Genomic DNA, 26290 nt, shown 5'->3' with positions numbered 1-26290 from the left:
ATCATCGGCGTGGCGGATGCCACTTTCGGGCGCCCGTGACGCTCCGTAATGATCCAACATGCGGCGGTTCACCCCGTATGTGAGTCTGACAGCGGCCCTGGCCCCTAGGTCCCCTTTGGAGGTAATCCCATGGCCAAGAACCGGAACCAGAACCGCACCCAGAAGCAGTCCCCGGCCGAGCGCGGTGCCCAGCAGGCACAGCAGTCGTCCCTTGAGACACAGGCGGAACAGCGTTCCAGCCAGGTCACGCCAGGTGACGTGGCTCGCAAGGGACGTCAGAAGCGCTTCGGCCACAACTGACACACCCGGCCACATCCATGGCAAAGGGGCGCGCCCGTGACGACGGGCGCGCCCCTTGCGCGTGGGTGCGGGGCCCTTCGGCGGGGCCCCGGGCGGTCGGACGGGCGCGGGCGCTCCGGCCCGTACCGCCCCGGACGGGCTATCCGGCCAGGCAGGACGGGCCGAGGAGCACCTTCAGGTCGCCGAAGAGCGCCGGGTCGGCCTGCACCCGGTGCCGGTCGAGCCGGAGCACGGTGGTGGTGCGGGGGCCCTGGAGCTTGATGCGGACCTCGGTGTTGCCCCGGTGGTGGCCGAGGATCTCGCCGAGCCTGGTGATCATCGGCGGGGTGACCTTCACGGTGGGGATGGTGAGGATCACGGGTGCGTTGGTCCCGGCGTTCGACAGGTCGGGGACCATCAGCTCCATGGCGACCAGACGGGGGATGTCCTCGCGCTTGTCGAGACGTCCCTTGACGAAGACGACCGTGTCCTCGACGAGTTGGGTGGAGACCAGCTGGTAGGTGGCCGGGAAGAACATGCACTCGATCGATCCGGCCAGGTCCTCGACGGTGGCGATGGCCCAGGCGTTGCCCTGCTTGGTCATCTTGCGCTGGAGGCCGGAGATGATGCCGCCGATGGTGACGACCGCGCCGTCGGCGTGCTCGCCGCCGGTGAGCTGGGAGATCGCCGCGTCCGTCTTGTCGGACAGGACGTGCTCGATGCCGAAGAGCGGGTGGTCGGAGACGTACAGGCCGAGCATCTCGCGCTCCTGGGCGAGCAGGTACGACTTCTCCCATTCCAGGTCGGAGAACTCGACGTCGAGGCCGAAGCCGGGCTCGTCGCCGCCGCCGTCGTCGTTCATGCCGCCGAACAGGTCGAACTGTCCTTCGGCCTCCTTGCGCTTGACCGCGACCACGTTGTCGATCATCGGTTCGTGGTGGGCGACCAGGCCCTTGCGGGTGTGGCCCATCTCGTCGAAGGCGCCGGCCTTGATCAGCGACTCGACGGTCCGCTTGTTGCAGACGACGGCCTCGACCTTGTCGAGGAAGTCGGGGAAGGTGGAGTACTTCCCCTTGGCCTTGCGCGACTTGATGATCGACTCGACGACGTTGGTGCCGACGTTGCGGACGGCGGAGAGGCCGAAGAGGATCACGTCGTCGCCCTGGGCGGCGAAGTTCGACTCGGACTCGTTGACGTTCGGCGGGAGCACCTTGATGCCCATGCGGCGGCACTCGTTGAGGTAGACCGCCGACTTGTCCTTGTCGTCCTTGACGGAGGTGAGCAGTCCCGCCATGTACTCGGCCGGGTGGTTGGCCTTGAGGTAGGCGGTCCAGTAGGAGACCAGGCCGTACGCGGCGGAGTGGGCCTTGTTGAAGGCGTATCCGGCGAAGGGGACCAGGACGTCCCAGAGGGCCTTGATGGCCGCGTCGCTGAAGCCCTTCTTCTTGGCTCCCGCCTCGAAGATGACGAAGTTCTTCGCCAGTTCCTCGGGCTTCTTCTTGCCCATCACGCGGCGGAGGATGTCGGCCTCGCCGAGCGAGTACCCGGCGATGATCTGGGCGGCCTTCTGCACCTGCTCCTGGTAGACGATCAGGCCGTAGGTGACCGCGAGCACCTCTTCGAGCGGCTTCTCCAGCTCGGGGTGGATCGGGGTGATCTCCTGCTGGCCGTTCTTGCGGAGCGCGTAGTTCGTGTGCGAGTTCATGCCCATCGGGCCCGGCCGGTACAGGGCGGACACGGCGGAGATGTCTTCGAAGTTGTCGGGCTTCATCAGCCGCAGCAGCGAGCGCATGGGGCCGCCGTCGAACTGGAAGACGCCGAGGGTGTCGCCGCGCTGGAGCAGTTCGAAGGTCTTCGGGTCGTCGAGCGGGAGGGCCAGGAGATCGAGGTCGATGCCCTTGTTGGCCTTCACCATCTTGACGGCGTCGTCCATGATCGTGAGGTTGCGCAGGCCCAGGAAGTCCATCTTGAGCAGGCCGAGCGACTCGCACTGCGGGTAGTCCCACTGCGTGATGGTGACGCCGTCGGTGTGCCGCACCCAGATCGGGGCGTGATCGACGATCGGCTCGCTGGACATGATCACACCGGCCGCGTGCACGCCCATCTGGCGGACCAGGCCCTCGACGCCCCGGGCGGTGTCGATGACCTTCTTGACGTCCGGCTCGTTCTCGTACATCGCACGGATCTCACCGGCCTCGCTGTAGCGGGGGTGGGAGGGGTCCGTGATGCCGTTGAGGTCGATGCCCTTGCCGAGGACGTCGGCGGGCATGGCCTTGGTGAGCCGGTCGCCCATGGCGTACGGGTAGCCGAGGACGCGCGCGGAGTCCTTGATGGCGTTCTTGGCCTTGATCTTGCCGTAGGTGCCGATCATGGCGACCTTGTCGGAGCCGTACTTCTCCGTCACGTACCGGATGACCTCGACGCGCCGACGCTCGTCGAAGTCGATGTCGACATCGGGCATCGAGATGCGCTCGGGGTTGAGGAAGCGCTCGAAGATCAGTCCGTGCGGGATCGGGTCGAGGTCGGTGATGCCCATGGCGTACGCGACGATCGAGCCGGCCGCGGAGCCTCGGCCGGGGCCCACGGCGATGCCCTGGCTCTTCGCCCACATGATGAAGTCGGCGACGACGAGGAAGTAGCCGGGGAAGCCCATCGAGATGATGGTGTCCATCTCGTACTCGACCTGCTTCATGCGGTCCTCGGGGATGCCCCCGGGGAAGCGGCGGGCCATGCCCCGCATGGTCTCCTCGCGGAACCAGGTGACCTCGGTGAACCCCTCCGGGATGTCGAACTTCGGCATGAGGTTCTTCTCGACGAACATGCCGTCGGTGGAGACCTGCTCGGCGACCAGCAGGGTGTTGCGGCAGCCCTCCTGCCAGGCGTCCGAGGAGTCCACGGCGTACATCTCGTCGGTGGACTTCAGGTAGTAGCCGGTGCCGTCGAACCGGAAGCGGTCCGGGTCGGAGAGGTTCTTGCCGGTCTGGATGCACAGCAGGGCGTCGTGGGCGGTGGCCTCGTGCGCGTACGTGTAGTGCGAGTCGTTGGTGACCAGCGGGGGGATGCCGAGCTTCTTGCCGATCTCCAGGAGCCCGTCCCTGACCCGGCGCTCGATCTCGATGCCGTGGTCCATCAGCTCCAGGAAGTACCGCTCCTTGCCGAAGATGTCCTGGTACTCGGAGGCCGCCTTCAGGGCCTCGTCGAACTGGCCGAGGCGCAGCCGGGTCTGGAGCTCGCCCGAGGGGCAGCCGGTGGAGGCGATGAGCCCCTCCGACCACTGGGAGATGGTCTCCTTGTCCATCCGGGGCCACTTCTGCAGCCAGCCCTCGGCGTAGGCGTCGGAGGACAGCTTGAAGAGGTTGTGGAGTCCGGTGGCGTTCGCCGCCCAGATCGTCTTGTGGGTGTAGCCGCCGGAACCGGAGACGTCGTCGCGCTTCTGGTGCGGCTGGCCCCACTGGATCTTCCGCTTGTTGCGGCGGGACTCGGGGGCGACGTACGCCTCGATGCCGATGATCGGCGTCACACCGGCCTTCTTGGCCGTGTGGAAGAAGTCGTACGCGCCGTGCAGGTTGCCGTGGTCGGACATGGCGATGTGCGTCATGCCCATCTCGTTGCACGCGTCGAACATGTCCTTCAGCCGCGCGGCACCGTCCAGCAGCGAGTACTGGGTGTGGACGTGGAGGTGCGTGAAGGGCGGCTTGGTCACGACGGGAGGCCTCCGGGAAACGACGGACTACAGGCTGCGGACAGTCTGGGGGGACAGCGTGGAAGTCTACGTCCCGCGAGTGACAGCCGACGGGCACTCGCGACTAGGGTCGCGCGTTGGGAGACAGGGAACACCTGTCCCAATTGTCGTGAACATTCTCTGAGCACGCCCGGTACCAGGAGGCATCTCGATGTCGGTCCCCCAGCCCACCGCAGCGGAGCGCGGTGAGCACGTCCTCGCCGTCTTCGACACCGCCTTCGGCGAACTGCTCGCCGCCGACCCCGCGGCCTTCCGCGTGAAGTTCCGGAAGATGGCCGGTTCCGCCTTCGCGTTCTACCGGGGCACCGCCTGCCTCTTCTACGCGGACCTCGCAGACGAGGCCGAGGGCGGCCCCTACCTGGACGAGCGCACCGGCCGGGTCTGGATCCACGGCGATCTGCACGCCGAGAACTTCGGCACGTACATGGACGCCAACGGGCGCCTGGTCTTCAACGTCAACGACTTCGACGAGGCGTACGTGGGCCCCTTCACCTGGGACCTCAAGCGGCTCGCCGCCTCCCTCGCCCTCATCGGGTACGCGAAGGCGCTCAGCGACGAGCAGATCACCCACCTGGTCCGGATCTTCGCCGCCTCCTACCGGGAGCGGATCCACGCGCTCGCCGTCGGCGTCGGCGAGGAGCTGCCGTCGTTCACCCTGGACACCGCCGACGGCGCGCTGCTCGCCGCCCTCCGCGACGCCCGCGCCCTGACCCGCTTCGGGCTGCTCGACTCGATGACCGAGATCCGGGACTTCGAGCGCCGCTTCTCCCCCGGCGGCGGCGCGATCGAGCTGGACGCGGCGGCCCGCTACAAGGTCCTCGCCGCCTTCGACGGCTATCTGGAGACCCTGCCGGAGTCCAGCCTCGCCCGCCCCGACTCGTACCGGGTGAAGGACGTCGTCGGGCGGCGCGGCATCGGCATCGGCTCGGCCGGTCTCCCCTCGTACAACATCCTCCTGGAGGGGCCCAGCGACGCCCTGGAGAACGACGTCGTGATCTACCTCAAGCAGGCGCAGACCCCGGCGGTCTCCCGGCACGTGACGGACCCGGCGGTACGGGGCTACTTCCGGCACGAGGGCCACCGCACCGTGATCTCGCAGCGGGCGCTCCAGGCGCACGCCGACCCGTGGCTGGGCTGGACCGAACTGGGCGGCGCCGGTCAGCTGGTCGCGGAGGTCTCCCCGTACGCGGTGGACCTGGACTGGTCGGACATCGACGACCCCCAGGACATCGCGCTCACCGTCGCCGACCTGGGCCGGGCGACGGCGACCATGCACGCGGCGGCGGACGAGTCCAGCGGCCACTCCCTCGTGCCGTTCTCCACCGAGCGGGCCATCGACGCGGCCATCGCCGCCGACGAGGAGGGCTTCGGCGCCCTCCTGGTGGACTTCGCGCACGCCTACGGGGCACGGGCACGGGCCGACCACCAGATCTTCGTGGACCTCTTCCGCAACGGCCGGATACCGGGACTCTGAGCGGCGGGACCGGCCCCGTGGGGTTTCCCACAGCTTCCCCTTAGGCACGCCCTACCGCCCGGCGTGGGAGACTCGCCGACGATGGACATGGCAGGGACGCAGCTGAGGGCGCTGCGGGCGGCGCTCTTCACGGCAGTGGTCGTGACGCTGTCCGTGGCGTCCCACGTGCTGCTCTCCCGCGTGCCGCTGCCGCTGGGCACGGTCGTCCCGGTCGCGGTCGGCGTCTTCGCCGTGGCGTACCTGCTGGCGGGCCGCGAGCGGGGATTCGGCCCGATCGCCGGGCTCCTGGTCCCGCTGGAGCTGGCCGCCGACACGCTCTTCACCAGCGGTCAGGCGATCTGTTACGGCCCCGCCGGCGGACCGGTCGCCGGTTCGCTGCGCTCGGTCGGCGTGGAGGTCTTCTGCGGCGGCGCCCTCGGCGCCCCGCTGCCCGGCGTGGTGGGTCCGGAGGGCGGCGGCGCGGCGGCCGTGCTCGCCTCCCCCGACCCGGCGCTGCCCTGGCTGCTGCTCGGCGTCCACGTGGGCGTCGGCCTCGCGGCGGCGCTCTGGCTGCGCGGCGGGGAGCGGGCGCTCGTCCGGCTGCTGAACGCGGTGGCGGCCTTCGCCTTCCGGCCGCTGCTGCTCGTGACCGCGCTGCTGCGCGCCGGAGGTCCGGCGCCCCGGCGCACGGGACGGCCCTCGGCGCGCCCCCGGTTCTCCCGCGCCAGGTTCCTCACCCACTCCGTGGGGCGGCGGGGACCGCCGTGCCCGCGCTCCGCACTCGTCTGAGTGCGGCGCACGCGCACGCAGTCCCCACCTCTTCTCTCACCGTCACGGAGATCACCGTCATGAGCGCACGCAACAACCAGTCCAACAAGGCCGCCGCCCGCGAGCGGCTGCGCGTCGAGCGCGAGCAGCAGGCGAAGAAGGACCGGGTCCGCCGCCAGCTGGTCGTCGGCGTCTCGGCGGTGGCCGTGCTGGCCGTCGCCGGGGGCATCGGCTACGCGGTCGTCCAGTCCAACAAGCCGTCCGCCTGGCAGGCGGCAGCCGACGCGAAGGCGGTGACCGCGCCGAAGAACACCTCGGGCACCGACGGCACCACGGTCGTCATCGGCAAGGACTCCGCGGACAAGACCCTGGAGCTGTACGAGGACTCGCGCTGCCCGATCTGCGCGACCTTCGAGCAGTCCGTCGGCGCGGTCGTCGAGAAGGACGTCGCCGAGGGCAAGTACAAGCTCAAGTACGTGGGTGCCACCTTCCTCGACAACGGCGCCGGGGGCGAGGGCTCGAAGAACGCCCTGTCGGCGCTCGGCGCGGCCCTGGACGTCAGCCCCGAGGCGTTCCTGAAGTACAAGGCGGCGCTGTACTCGACGGAGTTCCACCCGGAGGAGAACGACGACAAGTTCGGCAAGGACTCCTACCTGCTGAAGATCGCGGACTCGGTCAAGGAGCTGAAGGGGAACACGGCGTTCAAGAAGAACGTCGAGGACGGCACCTTCGACGCCTGGGCGATGAAGATGTCGAAGACCTTCGACGACAGCGGGGTCACGGGCACGCCGACCCTGAAGATGGACGGCAAGGTGCTGACGGTGGAGGGCAGCCAGAACCCGCCGCTGACGGCGGAGCAGTTCGAGACGGCGATCACCGCCGCGCTGAAGGGCTGACGCCCCGGCAGCCGCCCCACCCGGCCCCTCACCCGGCCCCGGCCCGCCCGCCTCACGCGGTGCGGGCCGGGGCCGTGGTGCTGGGGGGGGCGGTGTGTCCCGGCCGGGGACGGTGAGCCCGGCCCGGGTACTCGTACGGCCGGATCGGGACAGGACCGGGACCGGGACCGGGGCGTACGGAGCACATGAACGGCTGGCCGTGACCAGTCGTTCTCCATCCACCGCCCCCACGCGGCGCACGGTCGTCAAGGCCGCCGCCGTCACCGCCGTCACCGCACCGGCCCTCCTGGGCACGGCCGCCACGGCCCACGCCGCACCCGCGGCACCCGCCTTCCTCCACGGCGTCGCCTCCGGCGACCCGCTGCCCGACGGCGTCCTGCTCTGGACGCGCGTCACCCCCGCCCCCGAGGCCGTACCCGGCTCCGGTCTCTGGATCTCGAACCTGCCATCCGGTATCCCCGCCAGGGATCTGGTCCGGCTGGCGAAGGCCCGGTGGCGGATCGAGCACGACTACCGCGAGCTGAAAACAGCCCTGGGCCTGGACCACTTCGAGGGCCGTTCGTTCGCCGACTGGCACCGGCACGCACCCTCGTCACCGCCGCCCACCTGTTCCCGGCTGAACAGCGGAGACACCCAGAAGCCCCTGCCAGGGCCTGACCCTCCACCAGGCCCTGGACCTCCTCCGACAGCTCATCGCCACCTGGACCGGCACCTGCCCCACCTGCCGACAGACCGTCCCATGGCAGCCCTACGGCGCTACCGGGCCGCGTCCTTCAGTTCCTCCAGGAACGACAGCGCCACCGACCAGGTCCGCTCGGCCGCCTCCTCGTCCCAGTCGGGCAGCTCCGGGTCCGTGTAGAGGTGCCCGGCGCCCCGGTAGCGGTGGACCTCCACGTCCGCCCCCGCCCGGCCCATCTGGAGGTACCAGGAGGACAGCCAGTCGTCCGTCTCGAACGGGTCGGGCTCCGCCACGTGCAGCTGTACGGGCAGCTCGTCCACCGACGCGTTCGGCGCGAGGTCCGAGGTGCCGTGGAGCAGGAGCAGCCCGCGCGCCCGCTCGTCACCGAGGGCCAGGGTCTGCGCGACCGAGGCGCCGAGGGAGAAGCCCGCGTAGACCAGACCGCGCTCCGAGTACGGGGCCGCGGCCAGGATCGCCCGCTTCAGCAGCTCGTCCTTGCCGATCTCGTCCCGCTTCGCCATGCCCTCCTCCACCGACTCGGTGGTCCAGCCGTCGAAGAGGTCCGGCACCCGCACCTGGTGCCCGGCGGCCCGCAGCCGCTCGGCCGCGGCCTCGACGGCCGGGCGCAGCCCGTAGACCGAGTGGAAAAGCATGATGTCCATACGGGCCATCCTGCCACCCACCAGCGACGACGGGGACGACACCCGCGCCGCACCCGGCGTCCCACCCGCACCGGACCGCCCATCCACCCGGCCACCCGAACCCCCCGCCACCCCGCCACCCGGCCACCCGGCCACCCGGCCACCCGCGTACGGCAACCGACCCGGGCCACGGCCCGTACCCCGCCCCGCGCCCCTCACCTCACCTCATGCTGCGCACGTCCAGCTGCCGCAGCACCCGGTCCACCACCTCCGGGTCGGCGCCCGGTTCGTTGCGGGCCGCGAGCACCTCGTGCCGGGCGGCCGACATCAGCTCCCGCTGGATCCGCTGCACCGCCTTGAACCGCTCCGTCCGCTCCAGGAACGCGGCCCTGCGTTCCTCGTCGACGACGTCCGGGCTGATCCTGGCCCCGATGTCGTACGCCCCGCGCGCGAGCCGCTCCTGCACCTCCTCCGGCAGGTCCTCGACCTCCTCGATCTCCTTGAGCCTGCGCTTGGCCGCCTTCGCCGCCCGGATCGCCAGATCGCGCTCCAGGGCCCGCTCGGCGTCCGCGTCGGCCCGCACGTCGAGCCGCCGGACCAGCCAGGGCAGGGTGAGGCCCTGGAGGACCAGAGTGCTGATGATCACGCAGAAGGCGATGAAGACGATCTCGTCACGGCCGGGGAACGGCGCCCCGTCGTCGGTGCGCAGCGGAATGGCGAGCGCCAGGGCGACCGAGGCCACCCCGCGCATCCCGGCCCACCACATGACGATGGTCTCCCGCCAGCTCGTCGGGATCTCCTCGTCCACGTCCCGGCGCGTGTGCAGCCGTTTCGCCAGCCAGGTGGCGGGCAGCAGCCACAGCAGCCGGACGACGACCACCACTCCGGCGACGGCGGCGCCCCAGCCGAGCATCCGCCAGCCCCGGCCCTCGGCCACCCCGAAGACATGGATCATCTCCAGGCCGATGAGTCCGAAGGCGATTCCGGTGACCAGGGTGTCGACGATCTGCCAGAAGGTCTGTCCGGCGAGCCGGCCCATGACGTCGTCCGCGTCCGCCGCGTGCTCGGCCAGGAAGAGGGCGGTGACCAGGACGGAGAGGACCCCGGAGCCGTGCAGCTCCTCGGCGAGCACATAGCTCACGAAGGGTACGAGGAGGGTGAGGCCGGTCTGGAGGGTGGCGTCGCCGAGGAGCCCGATGAGCTTGTTGGAGAGCCAGCCGAGCAGCAGTCCGACGGCCAGGGCGACCACGGCGGACAGCACCAGTTCCCCGACCGCCTCCGGCCAGGAGAACGTTCCGCTGACGGCCGCCGCGATGGCCACGTGGTAGAGCACGATCGCGGTCACGTCGTTGAAGAGGCCCTCGCCCTCCAGGATCGACACCAGCCGTCTCGGGAGCCCCAGCGAGCCCGCCACGGCGGTCGCCGCGACCGGGTCCGGCGGGGCGACGAGCGCGCCGAGCGCGATGGCGGCGGCCAGCGGCAGGCCCGGCACGAGGGCGTGCGCGACCGCGCCGACGGCCGCCGTGGTGACGAAGACGAGGGCGACCGCGAGGAGGAAGATGGGCCGCTTGTTCGCCGCGAACTGGCGCCACGAGGTGCGCTGCACGGAGGCGTAGAGCAGTGGTGGCAGGACCAGCGGGAGGATGAACTCCGGCGGGATCTCGACGTTCGGCACGAAGGGCAGGAAGGCCAGCACGATCCCGACGAGGGTCATCAGGACGGGCGCGGGCAGTCCGAGCCGGTCACCGAGGGGCACCGTGAGCAGGGCGCCGAGGAGCAGCAGGAACAGCAGGGCCAATTGATCCACGGGCACACCCTGCCACGTATGCCCGTTTTAGCCGCGACTGCCCCCGTGTGCGTCTCCGCGCGGCGGGTGCTACGGGGACGGCGGGCCGCGCCGGAGGGACCGGACGGCGCCGCCGGTCCGCTACAGGGCCCTGCGCATCGCCCGGTGCGGCATGTCCGCGTCCGGGAACTCGGGGCCGTAGGCCGTGTAGCCGAGCCGCTCGTAGAAGCCGAGGGCGTGGGTCTGGGCGTGCAGGTCGACGGCGGCCAGACCGCGCTCGCGCGCCGCGTCCTCGATGCCCCGGACCAGCGCCGCGCCGACGCCGAGGCCACGGGCCGCCCGGACGACCGCGAGCCTGCCGAGCGAGCCCACCGAGGCGTCGGCGCCGGTCCTCCCGGTGGCGTCCGCGCCGTGCAGCAGGCGTCCGGTGCCCAGCGGCAGCCCGTCCGCGCCGACCGCGAGGAGGTGCACCGCGGTCGCGTCGAACGTGTCGTACTCCAGTTCGCCCGGCACGCCCTGTTCCTCGACGAAGACCTCGCGGCGCACCGCGAAGCACGCCTCGCGGTCCTCGGCGCCGACCGCCTCGCGGACGGTGCAGGCGCCGGTGGTGGTCACCGGCTCTCCGAGGCGATCCGGTCCAGGGCCCGCTGGAGGTCCTCGGGGTAGGTGCTGGCGAACTCGACCCAGGAGCCGTCGCCGGGGTGCTCGAAGCCGAGCCGGACGGCGTGCAGCCACTGCCGGGTCAGCCCGAGGCGCTTGGCGAGCGTCGGGTCGGCGCCGTAGGTCAGGTCGCCGACGCAGGGGTGCCGGTGGGCGGACATGTGCACCCGGATCTGGTGGGTGCGGCCGGTCTCCAGCTTGATGTCGAGCAGCGAGGCCGACCGGTACGCCTCGATGAGGTCGTAGTGGGTGACGGAGGGCTTGCCGTCGGCGGTGACCGCCCACTTGTAGTCGTGGTTGGGGTGCCGCCCGACGGGGGCGTCGATGGTGCCGCTCATCGGGTCGGGGTGCCCCTGGACCAGCGCGTTGTAGCGCTTGTCGACCGTGCGCTCCTTGAACTGGCGCTTGAGCGAGGTGTACGCGTACTCGGACTTGGCGACCACCATCAGACCGGAGGTGCCGACGTCGAGGCGGTGCACGATGCCCTGGCGCTCGGCGGCGCCGGAGGTCGAGATGCGGTACCCGGCGGCGGCGAGGCCGCCGATGACCGTGGTGCCGGTCCAGCCGGGGCTGGGGTGCGCGGCCACGCCGACCGGCTTCATGATCACGACGATGTCGTCGTCGTCGTGGACGATCTCCATGCCCTCGACGGGCTCGGCGACGATCTGCACGGGAGCCGCGGCCCCGGGCATCTCGACTTCGAGCCACGCGCCGCCGCTGACCCGCTCGGACTTGCCGACGACGGCGCCGTCGACCTGGACCTTCCCGGCGGCGGCCAGCTCGGCGGCCTTCGTACGGGAGAAGCCGAACATACGGGCGATGGCGGCGTCGACGCGCTCGCCTTCCAGGCCATCGGGAACGGGCAGGGTGCGGATCTCGGGACTCGTGCTCACCCGTCGAGTATGCCTTGTGCGGAAGGTGCCGCGTTCTGCGTCAGTCCTTGTGGACGGTGCCGTCCGGGTCCAGACCCCGGAAGGACAGGATCACGATGAGGATGCCGCCGCAGACGATCGCGGAGTCCGCGAGGTTGAAGACGGCGAAGTGCGCGGGCGCGATGAAGTCGACGACGGCGCCCTTGAAGACGCCCGGTGAGCGGAAGATGCGGTCCGTGAGGTTGCCGAGCGCCCCGCCGAGCAGCAGTCCCAGCGCGATGGCCCAGGGCAGGCTGTAGAGCTTCCGGGCGAGCCGGATGATCACGACGATCACGGCCGCCGCGATACAGGTGAAGATGATCGTGAAGGCCTCGCCCATGCCGAACGCGGCACCCGGGTTGCGGATGGCGTCGAAACGTAGCAGATCCCCGATCACCTCGATCGGCTCGCGGCCCTCCAGCTTCTCGACCACCAGCATCTTGCTGCCCAGGTCGAGCAGGTAGGCGAGCAGCGCCACCACGAAGAGCGCGAAGATCTTCCGGCGGCCCTTGGGGCGCTCCTCGACGGCCTCGCCGCCGTCGGCGTCCACCGCGCCGCCCGGGGCGTCCGCGCCCCCGGCTCCCGCGGCGCCGTCCGGCGTCGTGGCGCCCTGCGGCGCGGCCGTGCCGTCACCGGCCGCCGTCGCCTCGGAGGCGGCCGGGTCGTCGGCCCCTGCTGAATCCGGCGTACCGATGATGCGCTCCGCCTCTGCCACGTGAGTGAGTCCCTCGACCTCGATGCCTGACCGTGCCCCGAGGGTACGGCACAGGCGTACGAGACCCGCAGCCGAGACCTCAGCCGCGCCGCTCCTGCCGCTGCTTGTCCTCGACGCAGAGCGTGGCCCGGGGGAAGGCCTGCATCCGCGCCTTGCCGATCGGCTTCCCGCACACCTCGCACAGGCCGTACGTGCCCGCGTCGAGCCGTTCCAGGGCGTGCTCGGTCTGTTCCAGCATCTCGCGGGCGTTGGCGGCGAGGGCCAGCTCGTGCTCCCGGGTGATGTTCTTGGTGCCGGTGTCGGCCTGGTCGTCCCCGGCGCCGTCGCCGGAGTTCCGCATGAGACCGGTCAGCTCCTCCCGCGAGTGCGCCAGCTCGCTGCGCAGCCGGAGCACCTCCGACTGGAGGGTGGTACGGGCCTCGGTGACCTCGGCCGGGGTCCACGGCTCCTCGCCGGGCCGCACCGCGAGCCCGCCGGTACGGGCCGTGGGCACCACGGCCCCGTCCCCGTCGGCCGTGACTCCACCCGCGGTCTTCTTCGCTGCCACCGTCCTGGCTCCTGTCCGCCGCTCGGCCGCGGGCGCCTTCCCGGCGGCCGTCCTCTTCGCCCGGGTCCTGCCCGGGGGCTTCTCCCCGGCGGCGCCCGTGTCCCCGGCGTCCGCCACCTCCGCCTCCTTCGCGGCGGCGGTCCTCCCCGCGACCGCCTTCCCGGCCGTGGTCCTCTTCGCCGCCGTCCGCTTCGCCGCGCTCTTCCCGGCCACCGCCTTCCTCGCGGCGCCCTTCTTCGCGGCGGGCGTCTCCGTGACGTCCGCCGCGCCCGGGTCCGCCGCCGGTTCCCCGGCCGGTGGCGGCGCCCCGGCCACGTCCTCGGCGCCCCCGGCCGGACCGGTGGAACCGGCGGCCGAGGTCTTCTTCGCGGCGGTCTTCTTCGCCACCATGTCGCGGCCCCTTCACATTTTGTGATCTTGCTCGCGCACCGTGGTGGGACGATAAATCGGCCCGGGGCCCGCGGCAACGGGGCACGCCGCCGTTCCCGCCCCGCCCCCGCCTCCCTCGGGGCGGACCTCCCTCCGTTGTTCCCAGCTCCCCGCCGGGTAATCCGACCCGCCCTCCCCCACATGGCCGTACCCCGGGTCCGGCCCGCCGCATGTGGCATTCGGGTCACGGGAAATCCGGTCCGCCGTCTCCGCCCCGGGCCCTTACACTGGGCGGAGCGAAAGGCTTGGATGGGGACGAGTAGCGTCGTACGCGGCCATGAGCGACCCGGGGACGGTGAGAGCCCGGGGGTCAGCCCGATGTGAAGCATCACCCCGGAGCCGTCGGAAGAAAGCCGCAGCACGACGCGGCGACTAGACCCGGCGTCGCACCCCAATGAGGGGGCTCGGGGCGTGCCCGCCCGGAGCCAAGGAGGGTGGTACCGCGGGAGCAGTGCTCTCGTCCCTCCGACGGAACGACACCAGTCCGCCGGAGGAACCGATGACACCGCCGCAGTACCGCCAGGTGCCCGCCCAGGTCGACCTGCCCTCGATGGAGCACGCCGTGCTCGATCTCTGGCAGGAGAACAAGATCTTCGCCAAGAGCCTGGAGCAGTCCGAGGGCCGCCCGGAGTGGGTCTTCTACGAGGGACCGCCCACAGCCAACGGTATGCCCGGCGCGCACCACATCGAGGCCCGCGTCTTCAAGGACGTCTTCCCCCGCTTCCGGACCATGCGCGGCTACCACGTGGCCCGCAAGGCGGGCTGGGACTGCCACGGCCTGCCGGTCGAGCTCGCCGTCGAGAAGGAGCTCGGCTTCTCCGGCAAGAAGGACATCGAGGCGTACGGCATCGCCGAGTTCAACGACAAGTGCCGCGAGTCCGTGACCCGGCACACCGACGCCTTCGCCGAGCTGACCACCCGTATGGGCTACTGGGTCGACCTCGACGACGCGTACCGGACCATGGACCCCTCGTACATCGAGTCGGTCTGGTGGTCGCTGAAGCAGATCTTCGACAAGGACCTGCTGGTCCAGGACCACCGGGTCGCCCCCTGGTGCCCGCGCTGCGGCACCGGTCTGTCCGACCACGAGCTGGCGCAGGGCTACGAGACGGTCGTCGACCCCTCGGTGTACGTGCGCTTCCCGCTGACCTCCGGCCCGCTGGCCGGGAAGGCGGCGCTCCTCGTCTGGACGACGACCCCGTGGACCCTGGTGTCCAACACGGCGGTCGCCGCCCATCCCGAGGTCAGCTACGTGGTCGCCACCGACGGCGACGAGCGGGTCGTCGTCGCCCAGCCGCTGCTGGAGAAGGCGCTCGGCGAGGGCTGGGTCACCACCGGCGAGTCGTTCACCGGCGCGGAGATGGAGCGCTGGACCTACCGGCGCCCCTTCGACTTCGTCGAGTTCCCCGAGCCCGCGCACTACGTCGTCAACGCCGAGTACGTGACGACCGAGGACGGCACCGGTCTGGTCCACCAGTCCCCCGCCTTCGGTGAGGACGACCTCAAGGTCTGCAAGGCGTACGGCCTGCCGGTCGTGAACCCGGTCCGCCCCGACGGCACCTTCGAGGAGGGCCTGCCGCTGGTCGGCGGCGTCTTCTTCAAGAAGGCCGACGAGGCGCTCACCGCCGACCTGGACGCGCGCGGACTGCTCTTCAGGCACATCGCGTACGAGCACAGCTACCCGCACTGCTGGCGCTGCCACACGGCCCTGCTCTACTACGCGCAGCCGTCCTGGTACATCCGTACGACCGCGGTCAAGGACCGTCTGCTCGCGGAGAACGAGCGGACGAACTGGTTCCCCGACTCGGTCAAGCACGGCCGCTTCGGCGACTGGCTCACCAACAACGTCGACTGGGCGCTCTCCCGCAACCGCTACTGGGGCACCCCGCTGCCGATCTGGCGCTGCGAGGACGACCACCTGACCTGCGTCGGCTCCCGCGCCGAGCTGACCGCGCTGACCGGCACCGACCAGTCCGGGCTCGACCCGCACCGCCCGTACATCGACGCCGTGACCTTCGCCTGCCCGGCCGAGGGGTGCGGGAAGACCGCGACCCGCGTCCCCGAGGTCATCGACGCCTGGTACGACTCGGGCTCGATGCCGTTCGCGCAGTACGGCTACCCGTACGAGAACAAGGAACTGTTCGAGAGCCGGTACCCGGCGCAGTTCATCTCCGAGGCGATCGACCAGACCCGTGGCTGGTTCTACACCCTGATGGCCGTCGGCACCCTGGTGTTCGACAGGTCCTCGTACGAGAACGTGGTCTGTCTCGGCCACATCCTCGCCGAGGACGGCCGCAAGATGTCCAAGCACCTGGGCAACATCCTCCAGCCGATCCCGCTGATGGACCAGCACGGCGCCGACGCCGTCCGCTGGTTCATGGCGGCCGGCGGCTCGCCGTGGGCGGCCCGCCGGGTCGGCCACGGCACGATCCAGGAGGTCGTCCGCAAGACCCTCCTGACGTACTGGAACACGGTCGCCTTCCAGGCGCTGTACGCGCGGACCGCGGGCTGGGCGCCGAGCGCCGCCGACCCGGCCCCGGCCGACCGCCCGGTCCTCGACAAGTGGCTCCTGTCCGAACTGAACACGCTGGTCGCCGAGGCGACCGAGGCGATGGAGTCGTACGACACCCAGCGCACCGGCAAGCTCGTCTCGGCGTTCGTCGACGACCTGTCGAACTGGTACGTGCGCCGCTCCCGCCGCCGTTTCTGGCAGGGCGACAAGGCGGCCCTGCGCACCCTCCACGACGTGATCGAGACGGTCACGCGGCTGATGGCCCCGCTGACCCCGTTCATCACGGAGCGGGTCTGGCAGGACCTGGTGGTGCCGGTGACGCCGGACGCCCCGGAGTCGGTGCACCTGTCCACCTGGCCGGAGGCGGACACCACCCGGATCGACAGGACGCTCTCCGAGCAGATGCTGCTCGTCCGGCGCCTGGTCGAGCTGGGCCGCGCCACCCGCGCGGAGTCCGGGGTGAAGACCCGTCAGCCGCTCTCCCGGGCCCTGGTCGCGGCGAACGGCTTCTCCGCCCTCTCCGAGGAACTCCGGGCGCAGATCACCGAGGAGCTGAACGTCAGCTCCCTGGCCTCGCTCTCCGAGGTCGGCGGTTCGCTCGTCGACACCACGGCCAAGGCGAACTTCCGTTCCCTGGGCAAGCGGTTCGGCAAGGGCGTCCAGGACGTGGCGAAGGCCGTGGCCGCGGCCGACGCGGCGGCGCTCTCCCTGGCCCTGCGGTCCGGCGGGGCGAGCCTGGAGGTGAACGGCGAGACCATCACCGTCACCCCCGAGGAGGTCATCATCACGGAGACCCCCCGCGAGGGCTGGTCGGTCGCCTCGGACGCGGGCGCCACGGTCGCCCTGGACCTGGAGATCACCCCGGAGCTGCGCAAGGCCGGTCTGGCCCGTGACGCGATCCGGCTCATCCAGGAGGCCCGCAAGAACAGCGGCCTGGACGTGGCCGACCGGATCGCCCTGCGCTGGCTGACGGACTCCCCGGAGACGGCGGAGGCCCTGACGGCCCACGCGGAACTGATCGCGGACGAGGTCCTGTCGACGGACTACGCCCAGGCCGAGGCCGACGAGTCCTACGGCACACCGTTCACGGACGAGTCGCTGTCCCTGACGTTCCGCCTCCGCAAGGCGTGACGCCCCCGAAAGGCCCGGCCCCCCGAATTCACCGGAAGGGGAGCCGGGCCTTTCGCCTGCCCGCTCCGGAACGCCACGGGAACCTCCGGACTCCCCCGCCCCGCCCCGCCCCGCACTTGGATGCGGCCCTTGAGTCCGGCACGAACCACCGCGCCCCGGGCGGCACGGAACCAGCACTGACGGGGGCCGGGCGCCGCCCCGAGTGCCTCCGGGGGCCGCGGCGAAGCGCCCGTTCCGGCAAGGGGCGGGGCGCCGGTTCCGGCAAGGGGCGGGGCGGAGCGCCGGGTTCAGGGAAGGGGCCGGGGAAGGGGCCGGGGAAGGCCCGCCGCGGGCGCCCCCGTCCCCGGGTCCCCGCACACGGCCCGCATCACCCGAGCCCGCGTCACGGGCCCCGGCCCGCGGCCCCGCACCACCACCCGGTGACCGCGTTCGACCGCCCCCGCACACGGCAAAGGGCCGGGCCCCCGGTTTCCCGGGGGCCCGGCCCTTCAGCCTGCCGACGGCTACGCGCTCATCGCGCGACCGCCCGCCGTCAGTTGTCGTCCTCGTCGATGAGGAAACCGCGCATCGGCGCGGGCGCCTGCTGCATCGGCTGCGGAGCCTGCGGACGGACCGGAGCCATCGGCTGGGTCATCGCCGGAGACATCTGCTGCTGACCGCCGTAGGAGGGGGCGCCTCCCATGGACGGCGCACCACCCATGGCGCCGGTGCTGCCGTAGGACGGCGCACCCGCACCGGCCGAGGCCATCGACGGGGCCGGCGGCAGGGAGGCCGCCGCCGGGGTCCGCGGCGGGGCCAGCGAGTCGTCGGCCTGCGTCTCCAGCTGGCGCAGCTGCGACTCCAGGTACGACTTCAGCCGCGTGCGGTACTCGCGCTCGAAGCCCCGCAGGTCCTCGACCTTGCGCTCGAGGGTGGCGCGGGCGGACTCCAGGGAGCCCATCGCGACACGGTGCTTCTCCTGCGCGTCCCGCTCCAGGGCGTCCGCCTTGGAACGGGCGTCCCGCTCCAGGCCCTCGGCACGCGAACGCGCCTCGCCGACGATCTTGTTGGCCTCGGAACGGGCCTCGGCGATCGCCTGGTCGGCGGTCTGCTGGGCGAGCGAGAGGACACGGGCGGCACTGTCGCCACCGGGGCCCTGCTGCGGCTGCTGCATCTGCGGCGGCATCTGCTGCTGCATCTGCTGCGGGTGACCCATCGGGCCGCCCTGCATCTGGCCGGGGCCCATCGGTCCACCCTGCATGGGACCGCCCTGCATCGGGCCGCCCTGCATGGGACCGCCCTGCATCTGGCCACCCTGCATCTGGCCGGGACCCATCGGTCCACCCTGCATGGGACCGCCCTGCATCGGGCCGCCCTGCATGGGACCGCCCTGCATCTGGCCGGGACCCATCGGGCCGCCCTGCATGGGACCGGCGGGAAGCTGGGGGGCACCGGACGGCAGCTGCGGCGGGCCCATCTGCGGCGGCTGCTGCTGGACCGGCGGTCCGGATATGGCGGCGGGTACCGGCGCGCCGGGTCCGACGGGACGGTCCTGCGGCTCCGGGGGCTTGCGCATACCCTGCTGCTGCTGGTTCTGCGCGGCGGCACGCGTCGCGGCGGCCAGCTTGGCGCGCAGGTCCTCGTTCTCGCGGAGCAGGCGGGTCAGTTCGGACTCGACCTCGTCGAGGAAGGCATCGACCTCGTCCTCGTCATAGCCTTCTCGCAGGCGGACGGTCGTGAACTGCTTGTTCCGCACATCCTCGGGAGTCAGCGGCATCTCTTCTTCACCTCTACGTAGTCGTCGGCAGTCGGCAAGACCGTATCGTCCACATTCACCTCGCGAAGTTGCTCACGAGGGAGATCAGGATGTAGACGATGATCATCAGAACGAAGAAGGACAGGTCGAGTGCCACGCCCCCGAGACGCAGCGGCGGGATGAGTCGCCGCAGAAGCTTGAGCGGTGGATCGGTGACAGTGTAGGTGGCCTCAAGGACGACCACCATCGCCTTACCGGGTTGCCATGAACGGGCGAACTGGAAGACGTAGTCCATGACGAGCCGGACGATCAGTAGAACCAGGAAGCACATCAGCGCGATGTAGACCACTTGTAGTGCGACGCCCATCCCGCGCTTCCCTCTCCCCTGGCTTTCGTGCTCTCAACTTGTTCCGGCCGCTTCGCGACCGGTCCGTCCGGTTCTCGTGTTCTCAGCTCTGGTTGAAGAATCCGCCCTCTGCGATCCGGGCCTTGTCCTCCGCCGTGACATCGACGTTAGCAGGCGACAACAGGAACACCTTCTGCGTCACGCGCTCAATGCTGCCGTGGAGCCCGAAGACGAGTCCGGCGGCAAAGTCGACAAGTCGCTTCGCGTCCGTGTCGTCCATCTCCGTGAGATTCATGATCACCGGAGTGCCCTCACGGAAGTGTTCCCCGATGGTACGGGCCTCGTTGTAGGTCCGGGGGTGCAGCGTGGTGATGCGGTAGGGCTCCCGCTCGGACACGACCTTGGGCATGATCACCGGTGCGTTCTTCTCCAGGCTCGGGCGTTCGGGTGTGATGGATGCCACGGGGGCAATTCGGGCCGGACGTCCGCTTTCGGCGAGTACCGGGACGGAATGGGCGATCGGCTCCCGAGGGGCCGGAGGCTGCACCACCCGCACCGGTTCCTCGCGCTCCACCTGTCGCGGAGGGGTGTGCCGCCGGTCGCGCTCGGGCTCCGGCTCCAGCTCGGGTTCGAAGTCGTCGTCGGGGTCGAACCCCCGGCCGTCGTACCCATCGTCCTCCACGAGGCCGAGGTAGACCGCCATCTTGCGCATCGCGCCGGCCATTCTCTGGGTCCTCCGCTCTGTGGTGGATCGGCCTCGTCACCAAGTGTGCGATCCACGGGTCGTTCCGCCTGTTTTACGGAATGACCATATTTTCTGCTGTGGTCCGACTTGCTTGGCGACGTTACCCGAGCTTCGGGCGGACTCCGAGTACCGCAGTACCGACGCGTACGTGTGTCGCCCCGGCCGCCACGGCCTCATCGAGGTCCGCACTCATCCCTGCTGACACCATGTTCGCAGCCGGACGGGTCGCGCGCAGGACAGTCGACAGATCCATCAGCCGGTCGAAGGCCGCGCGTTGCCGCCCGGCGTACGGACCGGCCAGTGGGGCCACGGTCATCAGTCCGTCGAGCCGCAGCGCGGGAGCCGCGTCGACCGCCGCCGCCAACTCCTCGATCCCGTCCGGGGCGATCCCGCCGCGGTCGCCCCGTTGACCGGACTCCGCGTCGAGCGCCACCTGGAGGAGACAGCCGAGCTCGCGGCCCGCCCGCTCTGCGGCGGCGGAGAGCGCGGAGACGAGCTTCAGCCGGTCGACGGACTGGACCACATCGGCGTAACCGACCACGGACCTGACCTTGTTGGTCTGCAACTGGCCCACGAAGTGCCAGGTCAGGTCGAGGTCGGCACAGGCCGCCGCCTTGGGCGCGGCGTCCTGGTCCCGGTTCTCGGCGACGTGCCGCACCCCGAGCCCGTGCAGGATTCTGACGTCGCTCGCGGGGTAGGTCTTGGTGACGACGACGAGCGTCACCTCCTCCCGTGCGCGACCGGCGGCGGCACAGGCGGCGGCGATGCGCGCCTCCACCCGGGCCAGGTTCTCGGCGAGTTCCGACGTGCGGTCCGTCATGTCTCTTCTCAGTCCAGCCAGACATATCCCGCGAGTCGCCCCGTGGTGCGATCGCGGCGGTACGAGTAGTGGTCGGTGGATTCCAGGGTGCAGATCCCGCAGGACCAGCGGTCGGTGACGCCCAGTCGGTCGAGCTGGGCGAGCACTCCGGCGGTGACGTCGACGGCGGGGGTGCCCCAGCTCGTCTCGGCGCCCGCCGCGGGCTCGGTCTCCGCGACCTCGGCGCGCATCGCCTCCGGCACCTCGTAGCAACGCCCGCAGACGGCGGGGCCGGTGCGGGCGACGACACGGGCGGGATCGGCACCGAGCCGGACCATGGCCGCGAGGGCGGCGGGGACGACCCCCGCCACCATCCCGGGGCGCCCGGCGTGGGCGGCGGCCACGACCCCGGCGACGGGGTCGGCGAGCAGGACCGGGACGCAGTCCGCGGTGAGCACGGCGAGGGCGAGGCCGCGCCGGGCGGTGACGAGCGCGTCCACCGCGGGGATCTCCCCGGTGGGCCACGGGCCGTCCACCTCGGCGACGTCGGCGCCGTGGACCTGGTTCATCCAGACCACCCGCGCCGGGTCGAGGCCGAGGGCGTCTGCGGCGAGCGCCCGGTTGGCGCGCACGGCCCCGGGGTCGTCCCCCACCGCGCCGCCGAGGTTGAGCTCCTCGTACGGAACGGCGCTCACCCCGCCCCACCGGTCGGTGAAGGCGAAGTGCGCGCCGTTCGCGTCGAAGCGTCGACCTATCACTTCAGGAAGTCCGGGACGTCCAGCTCCTCGGCCTGGGAGTCCGCGTACGGGCGGGCCGGCGGGACGACCGGCGGGGCGGGCGGCAGCGGGATCTCGTTGGCGGCCGGGGCCGACTCGACCGGAGCGCGCACCGGCTCCTCGCGCGGGGCGACGGTGCCGAGTCCGCCCATCGGGCGGGAGGTCTCGGCGTGGCGGGGCGCCGGAGCCGGCTCCTCGCGCTTGGCGGAGGCCGAGCCCATGATGGTGTCCCGGCGGGCCGGGGGCTGGCCGCCGTCGAAGCCGGCCGCGATGACGGTGACCCGGACCTCGTCGCCCAGGGCGTCGTCGATGACGGCGCCGAAGATGATGTTGGCCTCGGGGTGGGCGGCCTCGCTGACCAGCTGCGCGGCCTCGTTGATCTCGAAGAGACCGAGGTCGCTGCCGCCGGAGATGGAGAGCAGCACACCACGGGCGCCGTCGATGGAGGCCTCCAGGAGCGGCGAGGAGATCGCCATCTCCGCGGCGGCCACCGCGCGGTCGTCGCCCCGGGCGGAGCCGATGCCCATGAGGGCCGAACCGGCCTCGGACATGACCGACTTGACGTCGGCGAAGTCGAGGTTGATCAGGCCGGGGGTGGTGATGAGGTCCGTGATGCCCTGGACGCCGCTCAGCAGCACCTGGTCGGCCGACTTGAAGGCGTCGAGTACGGAGACCTGACGGTCCGAGATCGACAGGAGCCGGTCGTTGGGGATGACGATGAGGGTGTCGACCTCTTCGCGGAGTTCGGCGATGCCGTCCTCCGCCTGGTTGGCGCGACGGCGGCCCTCGAAGGTGAACGGCCGGGTGACCACACCGATCGTCAGGGCGCCGAGCGAGCGCGCGATGTTGGCCACGACGGGGGCGCCGCCGGTGCCGGTGCCACCGCCTTCGCCCGCGGTGACGAAGACCATGTCGGCCCCCTTGAGGACCTCCTCGATCTCCTCGCGGTGGTCCTCTGCCGCCTTGCGACCGACGGCCGGGTTGGCCCCGGCCCCGAGGCCGCGGGTGAGTTCACGGCCGACGTCGAGCTTGACGTCGGCGTCGCTCATCAACAGCGCTTGCGCGTCGGTGTTGATCGCGATGAACTCGACGCCCTTGAGGCCGACCTCGATCATTCGGTTGATGGCATTGACACCACCGCCGCCGACACCGATGACCTTGATGACTGCGAGGTAGTTCTGCGGTGCTGCCACGTCGAAGGCCTCTCGCCTCGAGTTACGTGCGTCGCCGCGCGTTGGTCGCGCTGCTCCGACGGATGCCGATTGGGACGGTCCGAAACGCCGACCCAAACCCTAACGTTCAAGTTTAGGGTTACCAGTGTCTCTGTTCGCTGGACTCTTCCGAACAGGACACTAAGTCGACAAGTGGCGCACGTTCAACGAACACGCCGAACCTCCCGTTTTTCTTTTCACCCTATGTGATCACCCGTAGCGCTGGCCAACCAGGGTGCTGGCCAGGGGTGATGTGCGTCAACTCCCGGACGAGGCGGGCGCCGTGGGGGCACTTACATCGAAGTGCCCCGCTTTGGGAGTGGCCTTCATGAGCGCGGTGAGGACCCGGGCCTTGACCGGACCGTGCTCCCCGCTGCCCCAGTAGACGGTGCGCCCCCTGGTGAGTTCCAGAGTGACGGAGTCGTACGAGGTGACGCGCACGACACGAGTGTCCCGGGCGATTTGGGGCGGGAGTTCACCCCGTACGCGCACCGCCTCGTCGAGCAGCCGGTCCGCGCCGAAGCGGCGGAGGCTGGGCGCGGAGGCGACGTCCAGGACGAGCCGGGGGACGCCCTTGGGGGCGGTGGGCACCGTGGCGAACCGCATTCCGGTCCTGTCCACTTCGGTGAACCTTCCACCCTTCTCCACCACGAGAACGGGCTGCCGTTCCGTCACTTTCAGCCCGATTCCGTGCGGCCACGACCGGACCACGTCCACCGATTCGACGCGCGGAAGCCGGGCCCTGAGCCTGGCCTCGATGCCGTCGGTGTCGACGGAGACGAGGGGGGCGCCCACCGGCACGGCGGCGACCGCCTCGACCTCACGCGGGGTCAGTACCGCCGTGCCGTAAGTCTTCACACGTTCCACACGGAACCAGGAGGAGCCGTAGAGCGCCCAGACCCCGGCGACCACGAGGACGAGAACGCCGAACGCGATGAGGAGCGTTCGGGTGCCGGGCACCCGGAACCTGTGATTCCGGGTGCCCTCGCCGGGCGGACCGCCCGACGGCCCCTTCGACCTGCTCGTGCCGCTCTTCTCGGCCGTCGTCGGTCCGGCTGCCATCCGGCGCCTCCTGCCCTCAGCCGCCGCGCTACGCCTGACGGCGGGCGGCGATCGCCTCGTACACCATGCCGACGAGCAGGTCGTCGGCGTCCCGGCGGCCGAACTCGGCGGCGGCACGGGACATCTCGTACAACCGGTGCGGATCGGCCAGTACGGGCAGGACGTTGCCCTGCACCCACTGCGGCGTCAGCTCCGCGTCGTCGACGAGGAGTCCGCCGCCCGCCTTCACCACCGGCTGGGCGTTGAGCCGCTGTTCGCCGTTGCCGATCGGCAGGGGGACGTACGCGGCGGGCAGCCCGACGGCGGAGAGCTCGGCGACGGTCATCGCGCCCGCGCGGCAGAGCATCATGTCGGCGGCGGCGTACGCGAGATCCATCCGGTCCACGTACGGTACCGGCACGTACGGCGGCATACCGGGCATGTTGTCGACGCGCGGCATTTCGTTCTTCGGGCCGACCGCGTGCAGGATCTGGATGCCCGAGCGCTGGAGCACCGGAGCGACCTGCTGGACCACCTCGTTGAGCCGCCGGGCGCCCTGGGAGCCGCCCGAGACCAGCAGCGTCGGCAGGTTCGGGTCCAGCCCGAAGGCGGCGCGCGCCTCGGGCCGCACCCGGGCCCGGTCCAGGGTGGCGATGGTGTACCGCAGCGGGATGCCGATGTAGCGGGAGTTGCGGAGCTTGCTGTCCGGGGTGGCGACGGCGACCCCGGCCGCGTACCGCGAACCGATCTTGTTGGCGAGTCCGGGCCTGGCGTTGGCCTCGTGGACCACGATCGGCACCCCGAGGCGCTTGGCCGCGAGATAGCCGGGCAGGGCCACGTAACCGCCGAAGCCCACCACGCAGTCCGCCCCGGTGCGCTCCAGGACCTGCTCGGCGGCCTTGATCGTGCCGCGCAGCCGCCCGGGGACGGTGATCAGTTCGGGGGTGGGCCTGCGGGGCAGCGGTACGGCCGGGATGAGCGCCAGCTCGTAGCCCCGCTCGGGCACCAGCCGGGTCTCCAGACCCTTCTCCGTGCCCAGCGCCGTGATCCCCACGGTGGGGTCCTGCCTGCGCAGGGCGTCCGCGAGGGCCAGCGCGGGCTCGATGTGGCCGGCGGTCCCCCCGCCGGCGAGTACGACATGCACCGAAATTCACCGCTCTCCGGACGGGCGCTTCTTGACGCGCCGTCGCATCGACTTCCATCTCACCCCGGCCCGCTTGCCCCAGCCGGGGCGGCGCATGGCCAGGGCCGCTTTCGCGGCGGGTTCCTGTCGCGCGAAGGCGATGAGGAGCCCGACGGCGAACATGGTCGGCAGCAGGGCCGACCCACCGTAGGAGAACAACGGGAGCGGGACACCGGCGATCGGCAGCAGACCGAGCACCGCACCGATGTTGATCACGGCCTGCGCCGTGATCCAGGTGGTCACACCTCCCGCGGCGAACCTCACGAAGGGGTCCTCCGTGCCTCCGGCCACGCGGATACCCGCATAGCCTAGGGCCGCGAACAGGGCGAGTACCGACAGCGTCCCCGCGAGCCCCAGTTCCTCACCGGTGACCGCGAAGATGAAGTCGGTGTGCGCTTCGGGCAGTTGACCCCATTTCTCGACGCTCGCGCCGAGTCCGGAACCGAACCAGCCGCCGGAGGCCAGCGCGTAGATTCCGTGCGCGGCCTGGAGGCAGGGGGCTCCCTCGCCGCCGGGATCGGTCGCGCCGATGCAGTCGAAGCGCTTCATCCGGTTGTCGCTCGTCTTGATCAGCAGGAAGCCGATCGCACCGGCCACGGCGAGCACCCCGGCGAAGAGCCGGGTGGGCGCGCCCGCGGTCCACAGCAGGCCGAAGAGGATCGCGGCGAGGATGATCGAGGTGCCCATGTCGCCGCCGAGCATGATGAGGCCGAGCAGCATGAAGGTGCCGGGGACCAGGGGCACCAGCATGTGCTTCCACTGTGTGAGCAGTCTCATGTCGTGCTTGCGGGCGAGCAGGTCGGCGCCCCAGAGGATCAGCGCCAGTTTGCCGAACTCGCTGGGCTGGAGCTGGAAGGGGCCGCCGAGGGAGATCCAGTTCTGGTTGCCGTTGACCGCGTGCCCTATCCCGGGGATCTGTACGAGCACCATGAGGAAGACCGCGCCGACCAGGATCGGGTAGGCGAGGGCCCGGTGCAGCTTGACCGGCATCCGGGAGGCGAGCAGGAGGAGTCCGGTGCCGAGCAGGGCGGCGAAGAACTGTTTGCGGAAGAAGTAGGAGGGCACCAGGTCGTAGGTGAGCGCCGTGATCATCGAGGCGGAGTAGACCATCACCAGGCCGAGCGTGGTGATGAGCATCCCCGCGCCGATGATCACGTAATAGGCCGTGAGGGGCCGGTCCCAGGCCTTCCTGGCCCGCTCGTGGAGGCCCCTCAGGCCGCTGCGGGACCGCCCCGGCGGTGCGGGGGCCCGCCCTCCGCCGCGTGCGGCGGAGGGCCTGCGAGTCCCGACGATCTTGCTCGGCAT

General features: G+C 71.0%; 22 protein-coding genes and 1 pseudogene. 7 read left to right on the top strand and 16 right to left on the bottom strand.

The window, feature by feature from the left end; all coding sequences use genetic code 11:
* Positions 1-129: 129 nt before the first annotated feature.
* On the top strand, positions 130-300 hold the full coding sequence (locus tag ACIO92_RS08030) for a hypothetical protein (RefSeq protein WP_366441634.1): 171 nt from the start codon (positions 130-132) through the stop codon (positions 298-300).
* A gap of 139 nt (positions 301-439) precedes the next feature.
* Here the strand turns inward: ACIO92_RS08030 and dnaE are convergent, their stop codons facing one another.
* Complete coding sequence (dnaE, locus tag ACIO92_RS08025; RefSeq protein WP_366441633.1) at positions 440-3982, bottom strand: DNA polymerase III subunit alpha; 3543 nt, start codon at positions 3980-3982, stop codon at positions 440-442.
* Positions 3983-4172: 190 nt separating this feature from the next.
* Here dnaE and ACIO92_RS08020 point away from each other — a divergent pair, with 190 nt between their 5' ends.
* The 5 genes and pseudogenes from ACIO92_RS08020 (at position 4173) to ACIO92_RS08000 (ending at position 7997) form a co-directional block, all read left to right on the top strand.
* On the top strand, positions 4173-5495 hold the full coding sequence (locus ACIO92_RS08020) for a DUF2252 domain-containing protein (protein WP_402279381.1): 1323 nt from the start codon (positions 4173-4175) through the stop codon (positions 5493-5495).
* Positions 5496-5576: 81 nt separating this feature from the next.
* Positions 5577-6263, top strand: coding sequence for a hypothetical protein (locus ACIO92_RS08015; protein WP_366441631.1), 687 nt, complete (start codon positions 5577-5579; stop codon positions 6261-6263).
* Positions 6264-6322: 59 nt separating this feature from the next.
* Positions 6323-7138: a DsbA family protein gene (locus ACIO92_RS08010; protein WP_366441630.1), complete on the top strand. Its 816-nt coding sequence runs from the start codon at positions 6323-6325 to the stop codon at positions 7136-7138.
* A 199-nt stretch (positions 7139-7337) separates the two neighbouring features.
* A pseudogene (locus ACIO92_RS08005) lies at positions 7338-7607 on the top strand (PhoD-like phosphatase N-terminal domain-containing protein); the annotation flags it as partial.
* A complete protein-coding gene (locus ACIO92_RS08000; protein ID WP_401768575.1) occupies positions 7581-7997 on the top strand; it encodes a transposase in 417 nt (138 codons plus the stop codon). The pseudogene ACIO92_RS08005 and the gene ACIO92_RS08000, both read left to right, overlap by 27 nt.
* Here ACIO92_RS08000 and ACIO92_RS07995 read toward each other — a convergent pair.
* The 6 genes from ACIO92_RS07995 to ACIO92_RS07970 all read right to left on the bottom strand — a co-directional run bounded on the left by ACIO92_RS07995 (position 7895) and on the right by ACIO92_RS07970 (position 13467).
* The gene (locus ACIO92_RS07995; protein ID WP_366441629.1) at positions 7895-8479 is read right to left on the bottom strand and encodes a dienelactone hydrolase family protein; all 585 of its coding nucleotides are present in this window, start codon (positions 8477-8479) and stop codon (positions 7895-7897) included. The two genes, ACIO92_RS08000 and ACIO92_RS07995, sit on opposite strands and share 103 nt — an antisense overlap.
* A gap of 199 nt (positions 8480-8678) precedes the next feature.
* On the bottom strand, positions 8679-10265 hold the full coding sequence (locus ACIO92_RS07990) for a Na+/H+ antiporter (RefSeq protein WP_366441628.1): 1587 nt from the start codon (positions 10263-10265) through the stop codon (positions 8679-8681).
* Between the two features lie 120 nt (positions 10266-10385).
* Complete coding sequence (locus ACIO92_RS07985) at positions 10386-10859, bottom strand: GNAT family N-acetyltransferase (protein ID WP_366441627.1); 474 nt, start codon at positions 10857-10859, stop codon at positions 10386-10388.
* Positions 10856-11797 (bottom strand): RluA family pseudouridine synthase, encoded by a 942-nt coding sequence (locus tag ACIO92_RS07980; protein ID WP_366441626.1) that lies wholly within the window; start codon positions 11795-11797, stop codon positions 10856-10858. The genes ACIO92_RS07985 and ACIO92_RS07980 overlap by 4 nt, the downstream gene beginning before the upstream one ends.
* A gap of 40 nt (positions 11798-11837) precedes the next feature.
* Positions 11838-12530, bottom strand: coding sequence for a signal peptidase II (gene lspA, locus ACIO92_RS07975; RefSeq protein WP_366441625.1), 693 nt, complete (start codon positions 12528-12530; stop codon positions 11838-11840).
* Positions 12531-12609: 79 nt separating this feature from the next.
* On the bottom strand, positions 12610-13467 hold the full coding sequence (locus tag ACIO92_RS07970; protein WP_401768564.1) for a TraR/DksA C4-type zinc finger protein: 858 nt from the start codon (positions 13465-13467) through the stop codon (positions 12610-12612).
* Between the two features lie 538 nt (positions 13468-14005).
* On the opposite strand from ACIO92_RS07970, the gene ileS reads away from it, so the two are divergent.
* Positions 14006-17149: an isoleucine--tRNA ligase gene (gene ileS / locus ACIO92_RS07965; protein ID WP_402279390.1), complete on the top strand. Its 3144-nt coding sequence runs from the start codon at positions 14006-14008 to the stop codon at positions 17147-17149.
* A 532-nt stretch (positions 17150-17681) separates the two neighbouring features.
* Here the strand turns inward: ileS and ACIO92_RS07960 are convergent.
* The 9 genes from ACIO92_RS07960 to ftsW all read right to left on the bottom strand — a co-directional run bounded on the left by ACIO92_RS07960 (position 17682) and on the right by ftsW (position 26290).
* On the bottom strand, positions 17682-18905 hold the full coding sequence (locus ACIO92_RS07960) for a DivIVA domain-containing protein (protein WP_366441621.1): 1224 nt from the start codon (positions 18903-18905) through the stop codon (positions 17682-17684).
* 55 nt (positions 18906-18960) lie between these two features.
* Positions 18961-19251, bottom strand: coding sequence for a YggT family protein (locus tag ACIO92_RS07955; protein ID WP_366441620.1), 291 nt, complete (start codon positions 19249-19251; stop codon positions 18961-18963).
* 82 nt (positions 19252-19333) lie between these two features.
* The gene (locus ACIO92_RS07950; RefSeq protein ID WP_030693462.1) at positions 19334-19954 is read right to left on the bottom strand and encodes a cell division protein SepF; all 621 of its coding nucleotides are present in this window, start codon (positions 19952-19954) and stop codon (positions 19334-19336) included.
* A gap of 121 nt (positions 19955-20075) precedes the next feature.
* Positions 20076-20795, bottom strand: coding sequence for a YggS family pyridoxal phosphate-dependent enzyme (locus tag ACIO92_RS07945; RefSeq protein WP_366441619.1), 720 nt, complete (start codon positions 20793-20795; stop codon positions 20076-20078).
* Positions 20796-20803: 8 nt separating this feature from the next.
* The gene (gene pgeF, locus ACIO92_RS07940; RefSeq protein WP_401235752.1) at positions 20804-21532 is read right to left on the bottom strand and encodes a peptidoglycan editing factor PgeF; all 729 of its coding nucleotides are present in this window, start codon (positions 21530-21532) and stop codon (positions 20804-20806) included.
* On the bottom strand, positions 21529-22743 hold the full coding sequence (gene ftsZ / locus ACIO92_RS07935) for a cell division protein FtsZ (RefSeq protein WP_366441617.1): 1215 nt from the start codon (positions 22741-22743) through the stop codon (positions 21529-21531). The genes pgeF and ftsZ overlap by 4 nt, the downstream gene beginning before the upstream one ends.
* A gap of 276 nt (positions 22744-23019) precedes the next feature.
* Complete coding sequence (locus ACIO92_RS07930) at positions 23020-23823, bottom strand: cell division protein FtsQ/DivIB (protein WP_402279397.1); 804 nt, start codon at positions 23821-23823, stop codon at positions 23020-23022.
* A 28-nt stretch (positions 23824-23851) separates the two neighbouring features.
* Entirely contained in the window at positions 23852-24946 is a 1095-nt protein-coding gene (murG, locus tag ACIO92_RS07925) for an undecaprenyldiphospho-muramoylpentapeptide beta-N-acetylglucosaminyltransferase (protein ID WP_366441615.1), read from the bottom strand.
* A 6-nt stretch (positions 24947-24952) separates the two neighbouring features.
* The gene (gene ftsW / locus ACIO92_RS07920; protein WP_402279401.1) at positions 24953-26290 is read right to left on the bottom strand and encodes a putative lipid II flippase FtsW; all 1338 of its coding nucleotides are present in this window, start codon (positions 26288-26290) and stop codon (positions 24953-24955) included.

This window comes from Streptomyces sp. NPDC087215 (assembly GCF_044744885.1).
GTDB lineage: Bacteria > Actinomycetota > Actinomycetes > Streptomycetales > Streptomycetaceae > Streptomyces.
This window is presented reverse-complemented; position numbering and strand designations above follow the sequence as displayed.